The organism is Bacillus cereus group sp. MYBK139-1 (assembly GCF_051916915.1).
Lineage (GTDB): Bacteria > Bacillota > Bacilli > Bacillales > Bacillaceae_G > Bacillus_A > Bacillus_A pacificus.
Genome location: NZ_JBQAHO010000004.1, coordinates 364,105 through 383,211 on the forward strand (window position 1 = coordinate 364,105; position 19,107 = coordinate 383,211).

Sequence of the window (19,107 nt, forward strand, 5' to 3'; positions counted from 1 at the left end):
ATTTTTCTAAATAATGCAACTATTTTAATCATTATAGCAAACTTCAAATTCCTATGTCGATATGTTGGGGACAGAAACGAGAATTATTAAAATCTATTTTTATAACTGGCTATACCTGTGCAAAATAAGTATAGAAACTATAAAAAATAAAAAGAGGAATTTATATGTATATACCGTGGGTGAGATAAATGAAAAAACAAACACATGTAAGCATTCTTATAAGCATTATATTGTTGTCTATAATGATTCATTACGTGACAATGCCTTTTCTATATGAATACTCATTTCCTTTTCAAATATTAATTGGTATGAGTACATTATTCATTGATATTATCGCTTGTAGTTATATACTTTATTTTTCAAACATGAAAGAAGGGTTACCTCGTTTATTTTGGACCATTTTATGTGTTGGAACCCTCTCTTATTTCATTGGTGATATCATCGTTGCCTATCAACGTTTAATTTTAAAGGACTACTATACATTCGTTGATCCGTCTGATTTTTTTTATCTACTTTTTTTAATTAGCTTTGCATTTGCCTTTCTATATGAAATCATTTATAACCGAGATTTATTAGAAAAGCTTTTTATGATATGTGATATTTGTATTATTGTTACAGCACAGTTCACTTTAAGTTACTACTTACTTATTGAACGAACCATTTACATTTCTTCAACATCCTATATCGACATATTTGTTCAACTTACCTATCCAATGACCGATTTACTCTTTTTTCTCATAGGAATTAACCTTTTATTCAAACCACTTTCCTTATTACCGAAAAAAGTCGGTGCGCTCCTTGGTAGTGCTTTAATTTTGTATGCGACTACAGATGCGATTTATGCTTATATTAAATACTTCACGCCCGAATATTCTATGTTTACAATTACTCCACTCTATCAAGTAACTTTAGTGCTAGTAGCAATCGCCTGTATTCTTCATACAAAAGAACCTGAAAAACAAGAACAAGTGCTATTAACACCTAAACTTGGGGAATCAATCAGATTATCGTTACCTTATATTTCTGTCATAATGCTTATTGTTTTCATATTAGTCGAATACGTTTTTGCGCCTATTGTAGTAATCGGGCTTATGATAACTTTCTCCTTCGTTCTCATTCGCCATAGTTTAGTTCGCAAGCAAAATAAAATATTATTATTAGCCCAAATGCAATTCAACTCAGAACTCGAAAAACAAATTGAACTGCGTACAGAAGATTTAGTAGAACAAAAAAATGAACTATATCATAACCAACAAATGTTTAAATCTTTATACGAGCATCATCCAGATCCCATTTTCACATTAGATTTATACGGTAATTTTCTTAAAGTGAATAACGCTGGTACGACTTTACTCGGTTATCAAACGAATGAATTATTAAATCAACCTTACTATTCACTTACGTATGAAGAAGATTTGGAAGAAATCATTAATGCCTTTCATCGCGTAAAAAAGGGGAAATCTATTTCTTTAGAAATACGGGCATATCATAAAAATAGAGATATTTACTACTTGCATGTGACAGCTGTTCCTATCTTTTTAAAGGATCATATTTCTGGAGTTTATTTAATGATTAAAGATATTACGGAAAGCAAACAACAACAGGAACAAATTAATTTTCTAGCATATCATGATACGCTAACAGAGCTTGCAAATCGACGTGCATTTCATCAATATGTAGAACAAGCAATTGCGCGATCCAAAATATCAAAAATGCCTTTTGCTGTTATGTTTCTTGACCTAGATCGCTTTAAAGTTATTAACGATACCCTCGGTCACAGGGTAGGAGACCTTCTATTAATTGCAGTAGCAAAAAGACTCGAAAGTATAGCGACATCCAATATGAAGCTTGCCCGATTAGCTGGAGATGAGTTCACACTCCTTATCGAAAATTATAAAAAGAGGCCAGATGTAAAAAAAATAGCTGATACAATTGTAGCAGCCATGAACGAACCATTTGAAATTGAAAATCAACATTTACAAATCTCACCGAGCATCGGGATAGCAATATATCCTGAAGCAGGTGAAGATCCGTTATCGATTTTACAACATGCTGATATGGCCATGTACGAAGCAAAAAATAAAGGGAAAAATGGTAGCTCTCTGTACACGAAAGAATTGTATAAAAAAATGGAACGAAAAGCTCGAATTGAAAAAGATTTACCACTCGCTTTAGTAAACGAAGAATTTTATCTCGTCTATCAACCACAAATTGATATTACGAAGAAAAAGATCATTGGTGCCGAAGCATTGCTACGCTGGAAACACCCACTCCTAGGTGATATTCCGCCATGTGAGTTCATTCCAATTGTAGAGGAAACTCCCCAAGTCATTCCACTTGGTCATTGGGTATTAAATGAATCTTGTCGTCAGCTAAAAATATGGCATACTTTTGGCTACAAAGATTTAAAAATAAGTGTTAACTTATCAGCTAAAGAGTTCCAGCAAAATAATTTAATCGAAAATATTTTACAAATAATAACAGACGTTAAAGTCGATCCAAAAGATGTAACACTTGAGTTAACAGAACGAATTGCAATGATCGATGAAAAGGAAACGTTATCCAAGCTAAAACAATTAAAGGAATATGGTATCCAAACGTCCATTGATGACTTCGGAACCGGCTATTCTTCTCTTGCTTATTTATCCATTTTCCCTATTGATACATTAAAAGTACCGAGAGAATTTACACAACTCGCCGATCATCGCCCTGAAGAAAGGGCCATCGTTTCCACTATCCTTTCTCTTGCAAATACTTTGAACCTATCTGTCGTTGCTGAAGGAATTGAAACAGAAAAACAACTTAAGTTTCTACAAAAGAACAACTGTAAATATATGCAAGGTTACTATTTCAGTAAACCACTTACTAGTCATCAATTTATAAAATTTCTACAAAAAACACCCAGTATGAACCAATAGCTCATACTGGGTGTTTTTATCATGCTATTTGCGGACAGTAAAACGATTCATCGACGCAGAGTGTCCCGCTCACTTTACAATGTCGGAATTTTTTTCTCGTAATATTCCTCTGCAATCTCTTCATAAAAGGCTGCTGACGTCGTATAAAAATATGGAATTAGCCATAAGAATCCAATCCCTAGTGTAATACAACTTAATATAAACCAACCAATAAAGCTCAAACATAAAATGAAATACTCCATCTTATGCCCATCCATCATACGACGGCTTTCTGTAATCGCTTGATTTATAGAATACTCAGGGTGATCATTTATTATAAAGTACGTCATCGCATAAGAAAATGATTTAATAATGCCTGGAATGATAAATAGTAAAAACCATAAGAAAATATAAATATTTACTACTATATATAATAAAAATGACTTTATAAACTTACTTCCTTCTGTAAACCATCTGAATATATGCCCAATACGTGCGTCTTTCTCACGAATGATATGCAGCGCTAAATAATAGCCACCTAACGTCAATGGACCTACCATCAATATTGAAATAACGTCTACTGAAAATGAGCTATTTACTTCTTTCCAATCCCAAACCTGAGAGAAAATAAAATCAATACTAAAACTAAAAGCTGAAATAAGAATCGAAATCAGTAATGTTGCCCCGACAGCTAATCCCCATTTCCCTTCTAATGAATCCAGCGCTTCTCCTTTTAAATCACTAATCATGTTTAGCCTCGCCTCCTATACACAATAATTCTATTAGTATAGCATATTCCTACTGCAATTCACCCTTTGAAATGTAGCGATAAAAATGCGCTGTCGTTGTACTCACATACGGACTAAGCCATAGAAAACCTATTCCAAGTGTAAAAATCGCTAAAATTGCCCAACCGATAAAGCTTAGCCATAAAAGAAATAGATCTAATTTGTGCCCCTTCATCAGATTCTTACTTTCTTTCATTGCCTGCGAAACACTATATTCTGGTTTTTCAACCATCACATAATATGTCATCGAATATGAGAAATACAAAATAGCCATTACAACAAACGAAATAGCTAATAAAACAAAGAAAACGATTATGAATGATGGGTTTGCACTCTCATCAAAGAATCCTAATATCCCACATACAATCGTTCCTAGCATTGGAACCCATGTACCTGTATATAACAAAATTGCAAGCATAGCCCACATTGTTTTCATCATTCTTTTAAAACCACGAAATCCTTCAAATAAATAATCAACTCTAGCATCTTCTCGTTTACTTATTTGTAGAAACAAATTTGTATAACCGTATGAGGTAATGCCATAAGCCGCATAACTTAAAATTATCATAAGGCAGTAAAAAAACCCAAACGTAATAGCAGCTCCAATTGCCATCGTGTCTTCTTCAATGGAACCAGTTGAAATAGACAATAAAAGAACTATTATAACTACTGGAATTAATAGTATAAGCATTACAGCCATTGAAACGACATAACTTATAATATGATATAAAATCGTTGATCCAACACCTAGTCCCCATTTTCCTTTTAAAGATTGCAATGCTTCTCGTTTCATTTCACCAATCATTTATTCATCTCCTTTATAAATTGTTGTACATTTTCTACTTATACGAGCACTGATATAATTATACCATTTTTGTAAAATTATCCATAAAATCCATAAAAAAATTCGTAAAGGCAAAGCCTTTACGAATTTTTTATTTCATATCGGAAACGTTTAAACGGTTCACAGCACGTTGTAATGCCATTTCTGCACGTTTAAAGTCAACATGTGCTTGTTTATCTTGCAGACGTTGCTCCGCACGACGCTTCGCTTCATTTGCACGATGGATATCGATATGGTTTGCTTCTTCAGCAGATGATGATAATACAGTTACTTTATCTGGACGAACTTCGATAAAGCCACCACTTACTGCTACATAATCAGTGTGTCCACCATTTTTCAGACGAACTGCACTAATTTTTAATGGTGCAACAGTTGGAATGTGACCTGGTAAAATCCCCATTTCCCCACTCTCTGCTTTTACACTTACCATTTCTACTTCTTTTTCGTAAACCGGTCCATCAGGAGTTACAATACTGACTGGAAATGTCTTCATACTTCGTCCCTCCTAAGGCCTTACGCCATCATTTTCTTCGCGTTTTCAATAACTTCTTCAATGCCACCAACTAAGCGGAATGCATCTTCTGGAAGGTCATCATATTTTCCTTCTAGAATTTCTTTGAAACCACGAACTGTGTCTTTTACAGGTACATAAGAACCTTTTTGACCTGTAAACTGCTCCGCTACGTGGAAGTTTTGAGATAAGAAGAATTGAATACGACGAGCACGATGTACAACTAACTTATCTTCCTCAGATAACTCATCCATACCTAAGATAGCGATGATATCTTGAAGCTCTTTGTAACGTTGTAAAGTTTGCTGTACTTGACGAGCCACTTCATAATGCTCTTCTCCTACGATTTCTGGAGAAAGTGCACGAGATGTAGATGCTAATGGATCTACGGCTGGGTAAATACCCATTTGTGTTAAACGACGCTCTAAGTTTGTTGTTGCATCTAAGTGAGCGAACGTTGTAGCTGGTGCTGGGTCAGTATAGTCATCGGCTGGTACATATACCGCTTGGATAGACGTGATAGACCCTTTATTTGTAGATGTAATACGCTCTTGTAATTGACCCATTTCTGTTGCAAGTGTTGGTTGGTAACCTACCGCAGATGGCATACGACCAAGAAGGGCAGATACTTCAGAACCTGCTTGCGTGAAACGGAAGATATTATCGATGAACAGAAGAACGTCTTGTCCTTGCTCATCACGGAAATGCTCAGCCATTGTTAAACCTGTTAACGCAACACGTTGACGTGCTCCAGGTGGCTCGTTCATTTGTCCGAATACCATCGCAGTTTTCTTAATTACGCCAGAATCGCTCATTTCGTGGTATAAGTCATTACCCTCACGAGTACGCTCACCTACACCAGCGAATACAGAGATACCACCGTGTTCTTGTGCGATGTTGTTGATTAATTCCTGAATTAATACTGTTTTACCTACACCGGCACCACCGAATAGACCGATCTTACCACCCTTAATGTAAGGAGCAAGTAAGTCTACTACTTTAATACCAGTTTCAAGAATTTCTACTTTAGTAGATAATTCTTCGAATGCAGGTGCTTGACGGTGAATTGGATCACGGCGTACATCCGCAGGAACCTCACCATCTAAGTCAATTGCATCACCTAATACGTTAAATACACGACCAAGTGTTGCATCACCAACTGGTACAGAGATTGCTTTACCAGTATCTTCTACTTCTGTGCCACGAACAAGTCCATCTGTGGAAGACATTGCAACTGTACGAACTGTGTCATCACCTAAATGAAGTGCAACTTCAAATGTTAAGTTAATGCTTGTTCCGTTTTCGTTGCTCTGTTTTACCGTAAGGGCGTTGTAGATTTCTGGTAGCTTTCCGCCATCAAACTTAACGTCTACAACCGGACCCATGATTTGCGTAACGCGCCCTTTATTCATCGGGTTCCCTCCTAGCTTTCTTTTAATTAGCCAACTTTCTACGAGCAGTTAGCTTTTAATTTTTTATTGGTTTATAAGCTTACGCGGCTCTTTTGAATGAGCCGCTTCCACTTTTTATTACTACTCTAACGCTGCTGCTCCACCAACGATTTCCGTAATTTCTTGCGTAATTGCTGCCTGACGCGCACGGTTGAATGAAAGTGTAAGTGAATCGATAACTTCCATTGCGTTGTCTGTAGCACTCTTCATTGCTGTCATACGCGCTGCGTGCTCACTTGCTTTACCGTCTAGTAATGCACCGTACACTAAGCTTTCTGCGTATTGTGGCAATAGTACTTTTAAAATTTCTTCTTCAGAAGGTTCGAATTCATATGCTGTCGTCGGTTTATCAGACGCCACATCAGTAAGCGGTAAAATTTTATTTTCCGTTACTTCTTGTGAAATTTTACTTACGTAATGGTTGTAGTAAATATACAGCTCATCATAAGCACCATCTGCGAACATCGCAATTGCTCGAGAAGCAAGGTCTTTAATATCAGTGAATGATGGGTGATCAGATAATCCAACTACTTCATCAATGATGTTAAAGCCGCGACGTTTTAAATAATCACGTCCTAGTCGTCCAAGCACAATAATTGAATATTGGTTTGAATCCATATTATGACGTTCACGAATTACGTTACTTACTGTACGTAATACGTTACTGTTATAACCACCTGCTAGTCCGCGATCAGATGTAATAACGATGTATCCTGTACGCTTTACAGGACGCGCATTTAGCATTGGATGATTAATTCCTTTACTTCCTTGCGCAATGCTCGCTACTACTTCTTGAATCTTTTCCATATACGGAACGAAAGATTTAGCATTTTGCTCTGCACGGTTTAACTTAGATGCAGATACCATCTCCATCGCTTTCGTAATTTGACTCGTTTTCTTTGTCGAGTTAATCTTCGCTTTTATATCGCGTAAAGATGCCACAGGTTTTCACCACCTTTTTTCCGGAAGTTGGCACGATTAGTAAGAATCCTCTTCCTAATCTACGTTGCAAGATATTCTTGCTCATGATTGAAGGAAAAGAATAGGTGCACCTACTCTTTTCCTTTCACAACCGTCGGCAATCCCAAAGCCCGAGATGCCTTTATATATATTATCTAGCTCCGCCTCTTAGCCGATGGGGCTGAACAGTCGGCTTCACTTTTTATTATTCAGAAGCTACGAATACTTTTTTAAATCCATTAATTGCTGCTGCAAATTTATCGTCATCCGCAAGTTTCTTAGTTGTGCGGATCTCTTCTAATAAGTCAGTCGCATTAGAATCTAACCAAGCATGGAATTCTTCTTCGAAACGAGTGATATCTACTACTGGGATATCATCTAGGAATCCACGTGTTAAAGCGTAAAGAATGATAACTTGTTTCTCTACACGTAACGGTTTGTGTAATCCTTGTTTTAATACCTCAACAGTACGAGCACCACGGTTTAGTTTCGCTTGAGTTGCTTTATCTAAGTCAGAACCGAACTGAGCGAACGCTTCTAACTCACGGTAAGATGCAAGGTCAAGACGAAGTGTACCTGATACTTTACTCATTGCTTTAATCTGAGCAGATCCACCTACACGAGATACAGAAGTACCCGCATCGATCGCTGGACGTACGCCAGAGAAGAATAGGTCAGATTGTAAGAAGATTTGTCCATCCGTAATCGAGATTACGTTTGTTGGGATGTAAGCTGATACGTCCCCTGCTTGTGTTTCGATGAAAGGTAGTGCAGTTAAAGAACCGCCGCCTTTTGCATCACTTAATTTTGCTGCACGCTCTAATAAGCGAGAATGTAAGTAGAATACATCCCCTGGGTAAGCTTCACGACCTGGAGGACGACGTAATAGTAATGACAGCTCACGGTAAGCTGCTGCTTGTTTTGATAAGTCATCATATACTACTAATACGTGTTTACCATTGTACATGAACTCTTCACCCATTGTTACACCAGCGTAAGGAGCTAGGTATAATAATGGAGCTGGTTGAGAAGCAGATGCAGTTACAACGATTGTGTACTCTAATGCACCATGCTTACGTAGTGTTTCTACTACGTTACGTACAGTTGATTCTTTTTGTCCGATAGCTACGTAAATACAAATCATATCTTCATCTTTTTGGTTAATGATTGTATCTAGTGCAACTGCTGTTTTACCTGTTTGACGGTCACCGATGATTAACTCACGTTGACCACGGCCAATTGGTACAAGAGCGTCGATCGCTTTAATACCTGTTTGAAGTGGCTCATGAACAGATTTACGATCCATTACACCTGGTGCTGGACTTTCAATTGGACGAGTGTTTGTTGTATTGATTGGGCCTAAACCATCAACTGGTTGACCTAATGGGTTTACAACACGACCAATTAGTTCTTTTCCTACTGGTACTTGCATGATGCGACCAGTACGACGAACTTCGTCACCTTCACGGATTTCTGTGTAAGGTCCTAAAATGATAATACCTACGTTGTTTTCCTCTAAATTTTGTGCTAGTCCCATAACGCCGTTAGAGAACTCTACAAGTTCACCAGCCATAACGTTATCAAGACCATGAGCACGCGCGATACCGTCACCAACTTGGATAACTGTACCAACATCACTAACTTCGATTTCAGACTGATAGTTCTCGATTTGTTGCTTTATCAGTGCGCTAATTTCTTCAGCTCTGATGCTCATGTGCTTCACCCCTATCTATTCTTCATTAATTCACGCTGAATACGTGCTAATTTTCCTTGTAAACTTCCGTCATAAATGCGATTTCCAATACGTACTTTAATGCCGCCTAGTAAATCTTCATCTACAACATTTTTTACGCGAATTGCATCTTTTCCTGTTCTCTTTGCAAATGCTTCTGCAATGTTAAGCTTCTCTTCTTCTGATAGAAGACGAGTAGAATATACAGTTGCGTCCGCTACGTTACGTTCTTCATTAGCAAGAACAACATATTCATCTGCAATTTCAGGTAAGATATCAATGCGCTTGTTATCAATTAAAATATATAACGTATTTAAAATAGATTCAGAAACAGACCCGAATACGTTTGCAAGAAACGTTTTCTTTTGTTCCTTTGAAATGTTCGGTTGCGTTAAAAAGCTATGTAGTTCTCCGTTCTTTACATAAACGTTTTGTACAAGGCGTAATTCCTCTTCAAACATTTCTAATACGTGTTTTTCTTTAGCAATTTTAAAAAGAGCGACAGCATAACGTTTTGCTACAATCCCATTGCTCATCGCGCTTCTCCTACTTCTTTAATATAATCGCGAATTAACTTCACTTGATCTTCTTCTTTTAATTCTTTTTCAATTACTTTAGAAGCAATTTGAACAGATAAAGAAGCAACTTGTTCTTGTAAAGCAGCAATCGCTTGCTCTTTTTCGCGTTGAATTTCTTGTACAGCAGATGCTTTAATTGATTCTGCTTCTTCTTTCGCAGCAGCAACAATAGCATCTTTTTGATCTACAGCTTGTTTTTTCGCTCTTTCGATTAACTCTTGTGCTTCAACACGTGATTGTTTTAACATTTCACGTTGTTCTTCTACTAACTTCTTCGCTTCAGCATTACTTCTTTCTGCAGCGTCGATTTCATTAGTAACATGCTCTTCACGTTCTTTCATAATCCCCATTAAAGGACCCCACGCGAATTTGCGTAGCATTACTAATAGAAGTAAGAAAATGAACAATGTATAAGCAATCGTTCCAAATGGAATGGCAGCCCCTAATAATAAAGTTGGCACAAGGATTCACTCCCTTCAAAATATCTAAATTGATCATATGAAAAAAAAAGACATACGTTTCGTTCATAAAGCAATGGCGAAGAAAGTTCGGAAAAACACTCTTCGCCATCTATGTAAGGGGAGTCTCCCTTATTTGTTCATTACGATGAATGCAATAACTACACCGATGATTGGAAGTGCCTCAACTAAAGCAACCCCGATGAACATAATTGTTTGAAGTGCGCCTTTTAATTCTGGTTGACGAGCAACACCTTCGATTGTACGTGATACGATAAGACCGTTACCAATACCTGCACCTAATGCTGATAAACCAATTGCAATTGCAGCTGCGATTACACCTAAACTCATTTAATTTGTCCTCCTTTGTATTATAAAAAAATAAATTTTTTCTTACTTAAATTATATTAATGGTCATGGCTTACTTTATGAGCCATATAAACCATCGTTAACATAACGAAAATAAATGCTTGGATTGATCCAACGAATACACTGAATCCCATCCATGCTAACATCGGCACAAGTGCACCTAATGCTCCAAGGAATGATGCTCCGCCCAGCTTAGCAAGTAATCCTAATAAGATCTCACCTGCATAAATGTTACCAAATAAACGAAGACCTAACGTTAATGTGTTAGCAAACTCCTCAATAACCTTTAATGGGAATAAGAATTTCATAGGTTGGAAATAACCTTTTACGTATTCTTTCGTACCCTTCATCTTAATTCCATAATAATGGGTGAGGGTAACTACCATCACGGCTAATGTTAATGTAACTGCTGGATCAGACGTTGGTGATCTCCACCATGCAATATGTTCGCCAGCTTCAGTTGCTGAATACATGAATGGTAAACCAAGGAAGTTCGATACGATGATAAACATGATAAGCGTAACGCCAAGCGTTAAGAAACGTCCACCTGTTTTCCAGTCCATCGTACTATTGATAATCCCTTTCACGAAGTCAAACACCCATTCCATGAAATTTTGCATTCCTGTTGGGCGAAGGGCTAAGCTGCGAGTTCCGATAACAGCGATTAAGAAAACAATAACTGCTGCTACAGTAACCATCATAACTGATGACAAATCGAACGTTAAACCTAGAAATTCAACTAATTTACCGTGTTCCACTAGTAATTCACCTCTCTTCCCTGCTCTTATACTCTAAATAAAGAAAATCTATGATCATGACAAGATATCCTGTCAGCAATCCTACACCTAAGCCCCACATCGCAATTAACTCTTGATATTTGGCTGCAAATAAAATTAATAACCCAATCGTGGCGAATCTTGAATATGTACTTACCGCTGTCGCCTTAAACTTCACGTTTTCTCCATTTGTCACGCGATCCAACAGCTTGTCTGTTCTACGTGCAATGATGCGCAAACTAAGAAAACTGAAAATCGTCCCGATAATCAGTCCAAGAAATACATCCTTGTAAGAGGTGAATCCCCATCCTAGCACAAGAAGCGCAAGCAAGTAGTACATATATTTCTTTTGTCTTTGGACAAGTCCATGTACGTCTATCATCATTGCTCTCCCGAATAGTAATGTCGAATGAGTCGAATCATTGCGTATACCCCTGTTCCTAATCCGAGTAATAACCCTATAATAAGAAACAATGGAAACGTTCCAACCTTATTATCAATCCACTGCCCACCAAAGATCCCAACAAGAATAGAACCGACTAACTGAGCAAGAATACCTGACATTAAAGCATAAGCTTTTATATGGCTGCGATCGTTTTTTTGCAAGGATTCATCCCTCCAATATGTAACCCTCATTCACGATGTGTTAATAATAACTCATTTTTCTGCATAAATCCTATACAAAATAAAAAGTTTACATTTTCGTCACGGAATAGATGTATTTTTGTCACTGAAAGCCCTACCATCTATCCCCGTTGTTAGCATACAATAGGGTATTAACAGTGTCAACGAGAAATCGTAAAAAATCAAAAAATTTGAGTATTAGTCATTTCCTCCCAAAAATGAAAACGTTCCCCTTCTAAATACTGGTTAGAGATATGCAATTTCTAACAGTTTTCTCTTTATAATAGAAGGAAATGTTCACAAGTTTGTCACTATTATATTTTTACGATATAACGCTTTCCTTCCATAATATAGTGCTCTTTAGACGTAAGACTTCTATATTATATGTGATGTGTATGCAACTTATGTTGTATATACTATGTATATTTATCCTCTCCCCTCCCCTACTTGCTTACATCAAAAAAAAGACGAGCTGAGGAATCCCCCTGCTCGTCAGTTGTCTTACTTCGTTCCGAATAAACGGTCACCAGCATCACCAAGACCTGGTACTACATATCCGTGGTCATTTAATTTCTCATCTAATGCTGCTACATAAATATCAACATCAGGATGTTCTTCTTGTACTACTTTTACTCCTTCTGGAGCTGCAACGATACACATTAATTTAATTTGTTTTGCGCCGCGCTTTTTCAAAGAGTTAATTGCTTCAGCTGCAGAACCACCTGTTGCTAGCATCGGATCTAGTACGATAAAGTCACGCTCTTCTACATCCGTTGGAAGTTTCACATAGTATTCTACCGGTTGCAATGTTTTAGGGTCGCGGTATAAGCCAACGTGTCCTACTTTTGCTGCTGGAATTAATTTCAGAATTCCATCAACCATTCCTAAACCTGCACGTAAAATCGGAATTAAACCAAGTTTTTTACCAGCGATCACTTTTGTTGTCGCTTTGCTTACAGGCGTCTCAATTTCAATGTCTTTAAGTGGAAGGTCGCGAGTAATTTCAAAAGCCATTAAGCTTGCTACTTCGTCCACTAATTCACGAAAATCTTTCGTACCTGTATTCTTGTCGCGAATATATGTAATCTTATGTTGAATTAACGGGTGATCAAATACATACAGTTTTCCCATGTGAATCTCTCCTTTAGATGATATTCATGCGTTTGCACGCTTTTTTACACTATTTACGATTGTAAAGAAAACGCTACTAATATTCAAGGGCAAATTTGGAAAAGTCATGATTTCCGATGAATCTATCTAGTATCTTTACCAATTATGGGAGCTGTATCCTTCATTATATCGCCAAAATTTATTCATCATTTGTATACATACTTAAAGAACAATATATGTCCACAAAAAAGACTGCTAAAACAATTACGTCTCAGCAGCCTTCTTCAATCTATTATAGATCTGTGTACATTGGGAATTTGCTCGTTAACGCTTCTACACGCTTACGTGCTTCTTCTAATGCAGCTTCATTTTCATGATTTTTTAATGTGTAAGCAATAAGTGACGCAATTTCATCCATTTCTTCTAAGCCGAAACCACGAGATGTTACAGCTGCTGTACCGATACGTACACCACTTGTTACAAATGGGCTTGCTGTTTCAAATGGAATTGTATTTTTGTTCACTGTAATACCAACTTCGTCTAATACGTGCTCTGCTACTTTACCTGTGATTTCTAGGTTACGAACATCAATTAGGATTAAGTGATTGTCTGTTCCACCAGAAACAAGTGTAAGTCCTTCTTTTTGAAGACCTTCAGCTAAGCGGTTCGCATTGTTAATGATATTTTGTGCATATGTTTTGAAATCATCTTGAAGTGCCTCACCAAACGCAACAGCTTTTGCAGCGATTACGTGCATAAGTGGACCACCTTGAATACCAGGGAAGATTGATTTATCAATTTGTTTTGCAAATTGCTCTTCACATAAAATCATACCACCACGTGGACCACGTAATGTTTTATGTGTTGTTGTTGTAACGAAATGTGCATGTGGCACTGGATTTGGATGTAAACCAGCCGCTACTAAACCTGCGATATGTGCCATATCAACCATTAAGTATGCGCCCACTTCATCTGCAATCTCACGGAATCGTTTGAAATCGATAACACGAGGGTATGCACTTGCACCTGCAACGATTAATTTTGGTTTATGTTCTTTCGCTTTTGCTAATACATCATCGTAATTAATACGGTGAGATTCAGCATCCACGCCATATTCTACGAAATTATATTGTACTCCACTGAAGTTAACAGGGCTTCCGTGTGTTAAGTGACCACCATGAGATAAATTCATACCAAGTACTGTATCGCCTTGCTCTAAAATCGTGAAGTATACTGCCATGTTCGCTTGTGCACCAGAATGCGGTTGAACATTTACGTGCTCTGCGCCGAAAATTTCTTTCACGCGATCACGTGCGATATCTTCTACTACGTCTACGTGTTCACAACCACCATAGTAACGTTTCCCAGGATATCCTTCAGCATACTTATTCGTTAAAACAGAACCTTGCGCCTCCATTACTGCTTCACTTACGAAGTTTTCCGAAGCAATTAACTCAATCTTCGAACGCTGTCTTCCTAGTTCTGCCTCAATTGCAGCAAATACCTTTTCATCTTGACGTTTTAAATGATCCACCAAAATCCCCCTTTTCTGAACGAATTACATCGATTCCCAATAGTTTTTTCTCATTTATTCAGAAAAAACGAAAATTCAGGTTGTAATTCTTTCGAACCTTCATGTTTTCAACTACATTCTAACATGACTTTCTATATCATAAAAGAAAAAAAAGACCGAAAATCGGTCTTTTCTTTCTTCTATGATAAAGTCAGACAACATACCTTATTCGTAACTTTAACGGCAAGTGATACTCTCTTCCTTCGCCGCATAAACAGCACGTGCTCCACCAATTAGTTTTCCACGTGTTGTTGCCATCGTTACATGTGCACTTCCAATTTCCTTCACACTAGTACGAACCGGAACAGCTACGTGCTTTAAATGCATACCGATAAATGTATCACCAATATCCATTCCCGCATCTGCTTTAATAAACTCAATTACTACCGGATCTTTCAAATTGTGATAAGCATATGTTGCTAATGCACCACCTGCTGATCTAACAGGCGTAACTGTTACAATTTCAAATTGATATTTCATCGCCAACTCTTTCTCAACTACTAAAGCACGGTTTAAATGCTCACAACATTGAAACGCCAACTCAATACCTGTTTGTTCTTGAAATTGTTTTAACTCAGAAAAAATCGCCTCTGCTACTTCCATCGTTCCTGATGTCCCAATTCTTTCTCCTAGCACTTCGCTCGTACTACACCCCACTACAAAAATTTGACCACTTTGTAATGAAGTTTGTTCTTGGAAATCAGAAAGCGAAATTTGTAGCTGTTCTCTTACCTTTACGATTTCTGTCATTACGCCTCTTCCTTTCACAGGTTGGTTCACCAAATTATATTTCCTACTGCTTCTAGTTAGAATCTATTACTTTGCTTCGTATGTTTTAATTTTTCCTACGCGGTTTTCGTGACGGCCGCCTTCAAATTCAGTTGTTAACCAAATTTTTGCGATGTCACGTGCTAGACCAGCACCAATTACACGCTCGCCCATTGCTAACATGTTTGTATCGTTATGCTCTCTCGTTGCTCTCGCACTGAAAGTATCATGAACTAACGCACAACGAATACCATTTACTTTGTTTGCAGCAATTGACATACCGATGCCTGTCCCACAAACTAAAATACCACGGTCTACTTCGCCATTCGCTACCATTTCAGCCGCTGGAAACGCAAAATCAGGGTAATCAACAGAACCAGCTTCACATTCACAACCTAAATCAATATATTCAATATTCAACTCTTCTAATAAACTTACAAGTTCTTTACGGATATTCATACCGCCGTGATCAGATGCTACTACTACTTTCATTTTTACCCCTCCAAAGTTTCAATCCATTATCTTCATTTCTCACTTGATCCTTTAATGGGACGAAGTGATCTCCAATATCGTATTATACACGAAACATCAACCTTCTGAATGTTTTTTCAGTAAAGTTTGTACAAGTTTTTCCATCTCTTCTAACGTTTCTTTATAAATAGAGAGAGAGCCGCCGAATGGATCTGAAATATCCTTACTCATCCCCTCAGTTACTCCATATAATGTATCTACTTTCCCTTCAACACTCGGATAATGCCCAAGGATAATTTGCTTATGGTTTTCCGTCATTGTTACTACAATATCTGCCCAATCAATTAAGGCTTCGTTTACCTGCTGCGAAGCATGATCGATTGCAATTCCCTTTTCAGCTAAAGCTTCCTTTGCATGTACCGACGCATCACTTCCAGGATAGGCGAAAACACCAGCAGATTGCACTTCAAACTTACCTTCTCCATAATGGCGCAGTAACGCCTCAGCCATCGGACTACGGCATGTATTTCCAGTGCAAACAAATAATACTCGTTTCATCTAAACCCACCCCTTTTCTCTATTTCCTTCCTTTTATCATAGCGTACATTACAATAGAACAAAAGAAATGTGAATATACGAAAGGCGCATTTCTCTTATATTTTTTCTAAGAAAAATGCGCCTTATCCACATATATGTGAAACCCTATTTCCAAGTGCCCAAAGTATTTTACCATATATAAGGAACAGACTACAAAACAAAATAAGGAATCCATTTCATACGAAACGGATTCCTTTCATGTGATAATTATTTCATTGTAACTTTCATTACTTCTGTTGAACCTTTTGTAGCAGTTACACCTACAGTTGTCTTAATAGACTCAGCTGCATCTGTGTTTGTAATAACGATTGGAGTAATTGTGCTTTTCGCTTTTTCACGAATTAATTCTAAGTCGAATGAGATTAATTTATCTCCAGCTTTTACAGCTTGTCCTTCAGAAACGTGAGCTTCAAAACCTTCGCCTTCCATTTTTACAGTTTCTAATCCAACGTGGATTAAAATTTCTGTACCGTTTTTCGCTTTAATTCCAATTGCATGTTTCGTGTGGAATAATTGTACGATTTCGCCATCAACTGGAGATACAACTACACCTTCAGTAGGATCGATTGCAACACCGTCACCCATCATACGACCAGCGAATACTGGATCTGGTACTTCTTCAATATTTTTCACTGCTCCAGTTAATGGAGCTACGATTGTTTCTTCATTTGTTTTTGAACCAAGACCGAATAATTTTTTAAACATAGGATAGTCCTCCTTATAATTTACCTAAAAGTTTATAGGGCAATCTCTATTAAAGATCAGAATAAACGTAAGACCTCATACTTCGAATATTATACTGTAAAAACGCTTTCGAAATAAATTACGTCATTACTACTAGACTCTTATTGTAGCGTCTCACAAAATTCCAGTCAATTCTGATTGTCTGAATAACAATAAGAAGTTAACTTCTACTTATATTTTCTCTTTTTTTACCCAACTTGTCTAGAGGTCTTTACTACATTTTATTTTTTGTTGTTAATTTGTAAAATTTTTTTCAAACTTTTTTCGAAATCCACTTGACTAAAGTAAGTAACTATTTTATTATTACTTACGTAAGGTAAGTTAATAACTTTTAGGAGGTTTTCAAAAATGATGGATTTCGGTCTTCTTATTATTCGTCTTATTATAGGTATTACATTCATGGGTCATGGTGCTCAAAAATTATTTGGTTGGTTCGGCGGTTACGGTTTAAAAGGAACAGGTGGCTGGATGGAATCAATCGGTTTACGCCCTGGTGTATTTATGGCATTTATGGCTGGCGCAACTGAATTATTAGGTGGTTTCTTATTCGCATCAGGTATTTTCACTGCAATCGGTTCATTATTTATCGTTGGAACAATGTTAATGGCGATATTCACTGTTCATGGAAAAAACGGTTACTGGGTAACTCAAAATGGATATGAATATAACTTAATGTTAATCGCTGTTGCTATCGGTGTAGCTTTAATCGGTCCTGGCGCATACGTTTTACTATAATTTTTATCTTGAATTCGAGATTATTTAGGTGGAACTTACTTCATTGTGGTTGAAGTAAGTTCTTTTTATGTAATAAAAATATTATTTTCAGCAGGAGTTTTCCACTAACATCTTGTAAACAAACAATAAGTCGTCATATTTAGAAAGGGGATTTCAATCATGTTATCCATTAATCCAAATGAACAATCGGAAAAAGAGAATTACAAATTATTAACGGGAAGTATCATCCCACGCCCTGTCGCATTCGTTACTTCTGTAACAAAAGACGGCGTATTAAACGGCGCACCATATAGTTACTTCAACATCGTTGCTGCAAATCCACCACTTATTTCAGTTTCTGTACAACGAAAAGCTGGAGAAAGAAAGGACACTTCCCGAAACGCAATTGAAAAAGGGGAATTTGTCGTACATATCTCTGATGAATCATACGTAGCGGCAATTAACGAAACAGCAGCTAATCTCCCTCCAAATGAAAGTGAAATTGAACTAGCAAAATTAACACCAATTGAAAGTGATGTCATCTCCGTTCCAGGTGTAAAAGAAGCAAATATTCGAATGGAATGCGTACTAGAACGCGCAATCCCTCTCGGCGGAACAGAAGACTCACCGGCTTGCGATCTACTAATCGGACGCGTCGTTCGTTTCCACGTCGCAGACCACCTATACGAAAATGGACGCATTCATGCAGAAGGACTAAAACCAGTAAGCCGCCTAGCAGGACACAACTACGCAAAACTAGGAGAACAATTTGAATTAGTGAGGCCAGTTTAAAAGCGGAAGCGGCTCGCTCAGAATGGGAGGAGGATGGAGCTTCTGACGTAGAGGCGCTTTTTGCCTCGTAGGAAGACGCGAAACCACCGACCATTCTAGCCGCTGGAGCTGGATAACATTTAAAAGCGGAAGCGTCCCCTCAGAATAGAAGTAACAATAATATAAAAAGGTGTACCAAATTAATTTGGTACACCTTTTTCATAGAAGAAGAAAAATAATTTTTCAGTATTGGTCATCGACCTCTTTTACCATTATTGGTCATCGGTAAAAAGTAACAGTGTGATCGGTTATTGGATGATTGGTTGTCCTTTGGCCATCACAAATCTCATTTTTACAAAAGTGGTCTTCTT

Annotated in this window: 22 protein-coding genes; 3 read left to right on the top strand and 19 right to left on the bottom strand. The window is 37.4% G+C overall.

From position 1 onward, the window contains the following. The first annotated feature begins 188 nt into the window (after window positions 1–188). Complete coding sequence (locus ACTFRS_RS22410; protein ID WP_242294809.1) at window positions 189–2,918, top strand: putative bifunctional diguanylate cyclase/phosphodiesterase; 2,730 nt, start codon at window positions 189–191, stop codon at window positions 2,916–2,918. A 74-nt stretch (window positions 2,919–2,992) separates the two neighbouring features. On the opposite strand, the gene ACTFRS_RS22415 is transcribed toward ACTFRS_RS22410, so the two are convergent. From ACTFRS_RS22415 to ACTFRS_RS22505, 19 genes are all read right to left on the bottom strand, one after another. Beyond that, the gene (locus ACTFRS_RS22415) at window positions 2,993–3,646 is read right to left on the bottom strand and encodes a DUF975 family protein (RefSeq protein ID WP_100633525.1); all 654 of its coding nucleotides are present in this window, start codon (window positions 3,644–3,646) and stop codon (window positions 2,993–2,995) included. 49 nt (window positions 3,647–3,695) lie between these two features. Continuing rightward, complete coding sequence (locus tag ACTFRS_RS22420; RefSeq protein ID WP_139868486.1) at window positions 3,696–4,490, bottom strand: DUF975 family protein; 795 nt, start codon at window positions 4,488–4,490, stop codon at window positions 3,696–3,698. Between the two features lie 130 nt (window positions 4,491–4,620). Continuing rightward, window positions 4,621–5,022, bottom strand: coding sequence for a F0F1 ATP synthase subunit epsilon (gene atpC / locus ACTFRS_RS22425; RefSeq protein ID WP_000847211.1), 402 nt, complete (start codon window positions 5,020–5,022; stop codon window positions 4,621–4,623). Between the two features lie 20 nt (window positions 5,023–5,042). Then, entirely contained in the window at window positions 5,043–6,452 is a 1,410-nt protein-coding gene (atpD, locus tag ACTFRS_RS22430) for a F0F1 ATP synthase subunit beta (RefSeq protein WP_001032599.1), read from the bottom strand. A 120-nt stretch (window positions 6,453–6,572) separates the two neighbouring features. Further along, window positions 6,573–7,433, bottom strand: a complete 861-nt coding sequence (gene atpG, locus ACTFRS_RS22435) for a F0F1 ATP synthase subunit gamma (protein ID WP_000157696.1) — start codon at window positions 7,431–7,433, stop codon at window positions 6,573–6,575. 223 nt (window positions 7,434–7,656) lie between these two features. After that, the gene (gene atpA, locus ACTFRS_RS22440; RefSeq protein ID WP_000027518.1) at window positions 7,657–9,165 is read right to left on the bottom strand and encodes a F0F1 ATP synthase subunit alpha; all 1,509 of its coding nucleotides are present in this window, start codon (window positions 9,163–9,165) and stop codon (window positions 7,657–7,659) included. A gap of 11 nt (window positions 9,166–9,176) precedes the next feature. Beyond that, the gene (atpH, locus tag ACTFRS_RS22445; protein ID WP_000064683.1) at window positions 9,177–9,719 is read right to left on the bottom strand and encodes a F0F1 ATP synthase subunit delta; all 543 of its coding nucleotides are present in this window, start codon (window positions 9,717–9,719) and stop codon (window positions 9,177–9,179) included. Beyond that, window positions 9,716–10,222, bottom strand: coding sequence for a F0F1 ATP synthase subunit B (gene atpF / locus ACTFRS_RS22450; protein WP_001142617.1), 507 nt, complete (start codon window positions 10,220–10,222; stop codon window positions 9,716–9,718). The genes atpH and atpF overlap by 4 nt, the downstream gene beginning before the upstream one ends. A 129-nt stretch (window positions 10,223–10,351) precedes the next feature. Further along, window positions 10,352–10,570 (bottom strand): F0F1 ATP synthase subunit C, encoded by a 219-nt coding sequence (gene atpE, locus ACTFRS_RS22455; RefSeq protein ID WP_000052064.1) that lies wholly within the window; start codon window positions 10,568–10,570, stop codon window positions 10,352–10,354. A gap of 56 nt (window positions 10,571–10,626) precedes the next feature. Further along, the gene (gene atpB / locus ACTFRS_RS22460) at window positions 10,627–11,346 is read right to left on the bottom strand and encodes a F0F1 ATP synthase subunit A (protein WP_000399870.1); all 720 of its coding nucleotides are present in this window, start codon (window positions 11,344–11,346) and stop codon (window positions 10,627–10,629) included. Window positions 11,347–11,353: 7 nt separating this feature from the next. Then, a complete protein-coding gene (locus tag ACTFRS_RS22465; protein ID WP_000567600.1) occupies window positions 11,354–11,746 on the bottom strand; it encodes an ATP synthase subunit I in 393 nt (130 codons plus the stop codon). Further along, on the bottom strand, window positions 11,746–11,970 hold the full coding sequence (locus ACTFRS_RS22470) for an AtpZ/AtpI family protein (RefSeq protein ID WP_001171223.1): 225 nt from the start codon (window positions 11,968–11,970) through the stop codon (window positions 11,746–11,748). The genes ACTFRS_RS22465 and ACTFRS_RS22470 overlap by 1 nt, the downstream gene beginning before the upstream one ends. Window positions 11,971–11,996: 26 nt before the next feature. Then, the gene (locus ACTFRS_RS22475) at window positions 11,997–12,110 is read right to left on the bottom strand and encodes a DUF4024 domain-containing protein (RefSeq protein WP_000232961.1); all 114 of its coding nucleotides are present in this window, start codon (window positions 12,108–12,110) and stop codon (window positions 11,997–11,999) included. A 379-nt stretch (window positions 12,111–12,489) separates the two neighbouring features. Further along, window positions 12,490–13,119 (bottom strand): uracil phosphoribosyltransferase, encoded by a 630-nt coding sequence (gene upp / locus ACTFRS_RS22480; RefSeq protein WP_000517539.1) that lies wholly within the window; start codon window positions 13,117–13,119, stop codon window positions 12,490–12,492. A gap of 271 nt (window positions 13,120–13,390) precedes the next feature. Next, window positions 13,391–14,632 (bottom strand): serine hydroxymethyltransferase, encoded by a 1,242-nt coding sequence (gene glyA, locus ACTFRS_RS22485; protein WP_000349818.1) that lies wholly within the window; start codon window positions 14,630–14,632, stop codon window positions 13,391–13,393. Between the two features lie 216 nt (window positions 14,633–14,848). Further along, window positions 14,849–15,421, bottom strand: coding sequence for a TIGR01440 family protein (locus ACTFRS_RS22490; RefSeq protein WP_073530503.1), 573 nt, complete (start codon window positions 15,419–15,421; stop codon window positions 14,849–14,851). A gap of 66 nt (window positions 15,422–15,487) precedes the next feature. Then, window positions 15,488–15,931, bottom strand: a complete 444-nt coding sequence (rpiB, locus tag ACTFRS_RS22495) for a ribose 5-phosphate isomerase B (RefSeq protein WP_000869919.1) — start codon at window positions 15,929–15,931, stop codon at window positions 15,488–15,490. Between the two features lie 96 nt (window positions 15,932–16,027). Next, window positions 16,028–16,468, bottom strand: a complete 441-nt coding sequence (locus ACTFRS_RS22500; protein WP_048552899.1) for a low molecular weight protein arginine phosphatase — start codon at window positions 16,466–16,468, stop codon at window positions 16,028–16,030. A 246-nt stretch (window positions 16,469–16,714) separates the two neighbouring features. Then, entirely contained in the window at window positions 16,715–17,212 is a 498-nt protein-coding gene (locus ACTFRS_RS22505) for a PTS sugar transporter subunit IIA (protein ID WP_000473666.1), read from the bottom strand. Window positions 17,213–17,599: 387 nt separating this feature from the next. Here ACTFRS_RS22505 and ACTFRS_RS22510 point away from each other — a divergent pair, with 387 nt between their 5' ends. Then, window positions 17,600–17,986 (top strand): DoxX family protein, encoded by a 387-nt coding sequence (locus ACTFRS_RS22510; RefSeq protein ID WP_000968618.1) that lies wholly within the window; start codon window positions 17,600–17,602, stop codon window positions 17,984–17,986. A 159-nt stretch (window positions 17,987–18,145) separates the two neighbouring features. Then, window positions 18,146–18,757, top strand: a complete 612-nt coding sequence (locus ACTFRS_RS22515) for a flavin reductase family protein (RefSeq protein WP_014893403.1) — start codon at window positions 18,146–18,148, stop codon at window positions 18,755–18,757. Window positions 18,758–19,107 lie beyond the last annotated feature (350 nt).

Bases quoted from the DNA above. Each gene is read 5' to 3' on its own strand.
- ACTFRS_RS22410 (WP_242294809.1), top strand. From the start codon at position 189: ATGAAAAAACAAACACATGTAAGCATTCTTATAAGCATTATATTGTTG.
- ACTFRS_RS22415 (WP_100633525.1), bottom strand. From the start codon at position 3,646: ATGATTAGTGATTTAAAAGGAGAAGCGCTGGATTCATTAGAAGGGAAA.
- ACTFRS_RS22420 (WP_139868486.1), bottom strand. From the start codon at position 4,490: ATGATTGGTGAAATGAAACGAGAAGCATTGCAATCTTTAAAAGGAAAA.
- atpC (WP_000847211.1), bottom strand. From the start codon at position 5,022: ATGAAGACATTTCCAGTCAGTATTGTAACTCCTGATGGACCGGTTTAC.
- atpD (WP_001032599.1), bottom strand. From the start codon at position 6,452: ATGAATAAAGGGCGCGTTACGCAAATCATGGGTCCGGTTGTAGACGTT.
- atpA (WP_000027518.1), bottom strand. From the start codon at position 9,165: ATGAGCATCAGAGCTGAAGAAATTAGCGCACTGATAAAGCAACAAATC.
- atpH (WP_000064683.1), bottom strand. From the start codon at position 9,719: ATGAGCAATGGGATTGTAGCAAAACGTTATGCTGTCGCTCTTTTTAAA.
- atpE (WP_000052064.1), bottom strand. From the start codon at position 10,570: ATGAGTTTAGGTGTAATCGCAGCTGCAATTGCAATTGGTTTATCAGCA.
- ACTFRS_RS22465 (WP_000567600.1), bottom strand. From the start codon at position 11,746: ATGATAGACGTACATGGACTTGTCCAAAGACAAAAGAAATATATGTAC.
- ACTFRS_RS22475 (WP_000232961.1), bottom strand. From the start codon at position 12,110: ATGGTAGGGCTTTCAGTGACAAAAATACATCTATTCCGTGACGAAAAT.
- upp (WP_000517539.1), bottom strand. From the start codon at position 13,119: ATGGGAAAACTGTATGTATTTGATCACCCGTTAATTCAACATAAGATT.
- ACTFRS_RS22490 (WP_073530503.1), bottom strand. From the start codon at position 15,421: ATGACAGAAATCGTAAAGGTAAGAGAACAGCTACAAATTTCGCTTTCT.
- rpiB (WP_000869919.1), bottom strand. From the start codon at position 15,931: ATGAAAGTAGTAGTAGCATCTGATCACGGCGGTATGAATATCCGTAAA.
- ACTFRS_RS22500 (WP_048552899.1), bottom strand. From the start codon at position 16,468: ATGAAACGAGTATTATTTGTTTGCACTGGAAATACATGCCGTAGTCCG.
- ACTFRS_RS22505 (WP_000473666.1), bottom strand. From the start codon at position 17,212: ATGTTTAAAAAATTATTCGGTCTTGGTTCAAAAACAAATGAAGAAACA.
- ACTFRS_RS22510 (WP_000968618.1), top strand. From the start codon at position 17,600: ATGATGGATTTCGGTCTTCTTATTATTCGTCTTATTATAGGTATTACA.
- ACTFRS_RS22515 (WP_014893403.1), top strand. From the start codon at position 18,146: ATGTTATCCATTAATCCAAATGAACAATCGGAAAAAGAGAATTACAAA.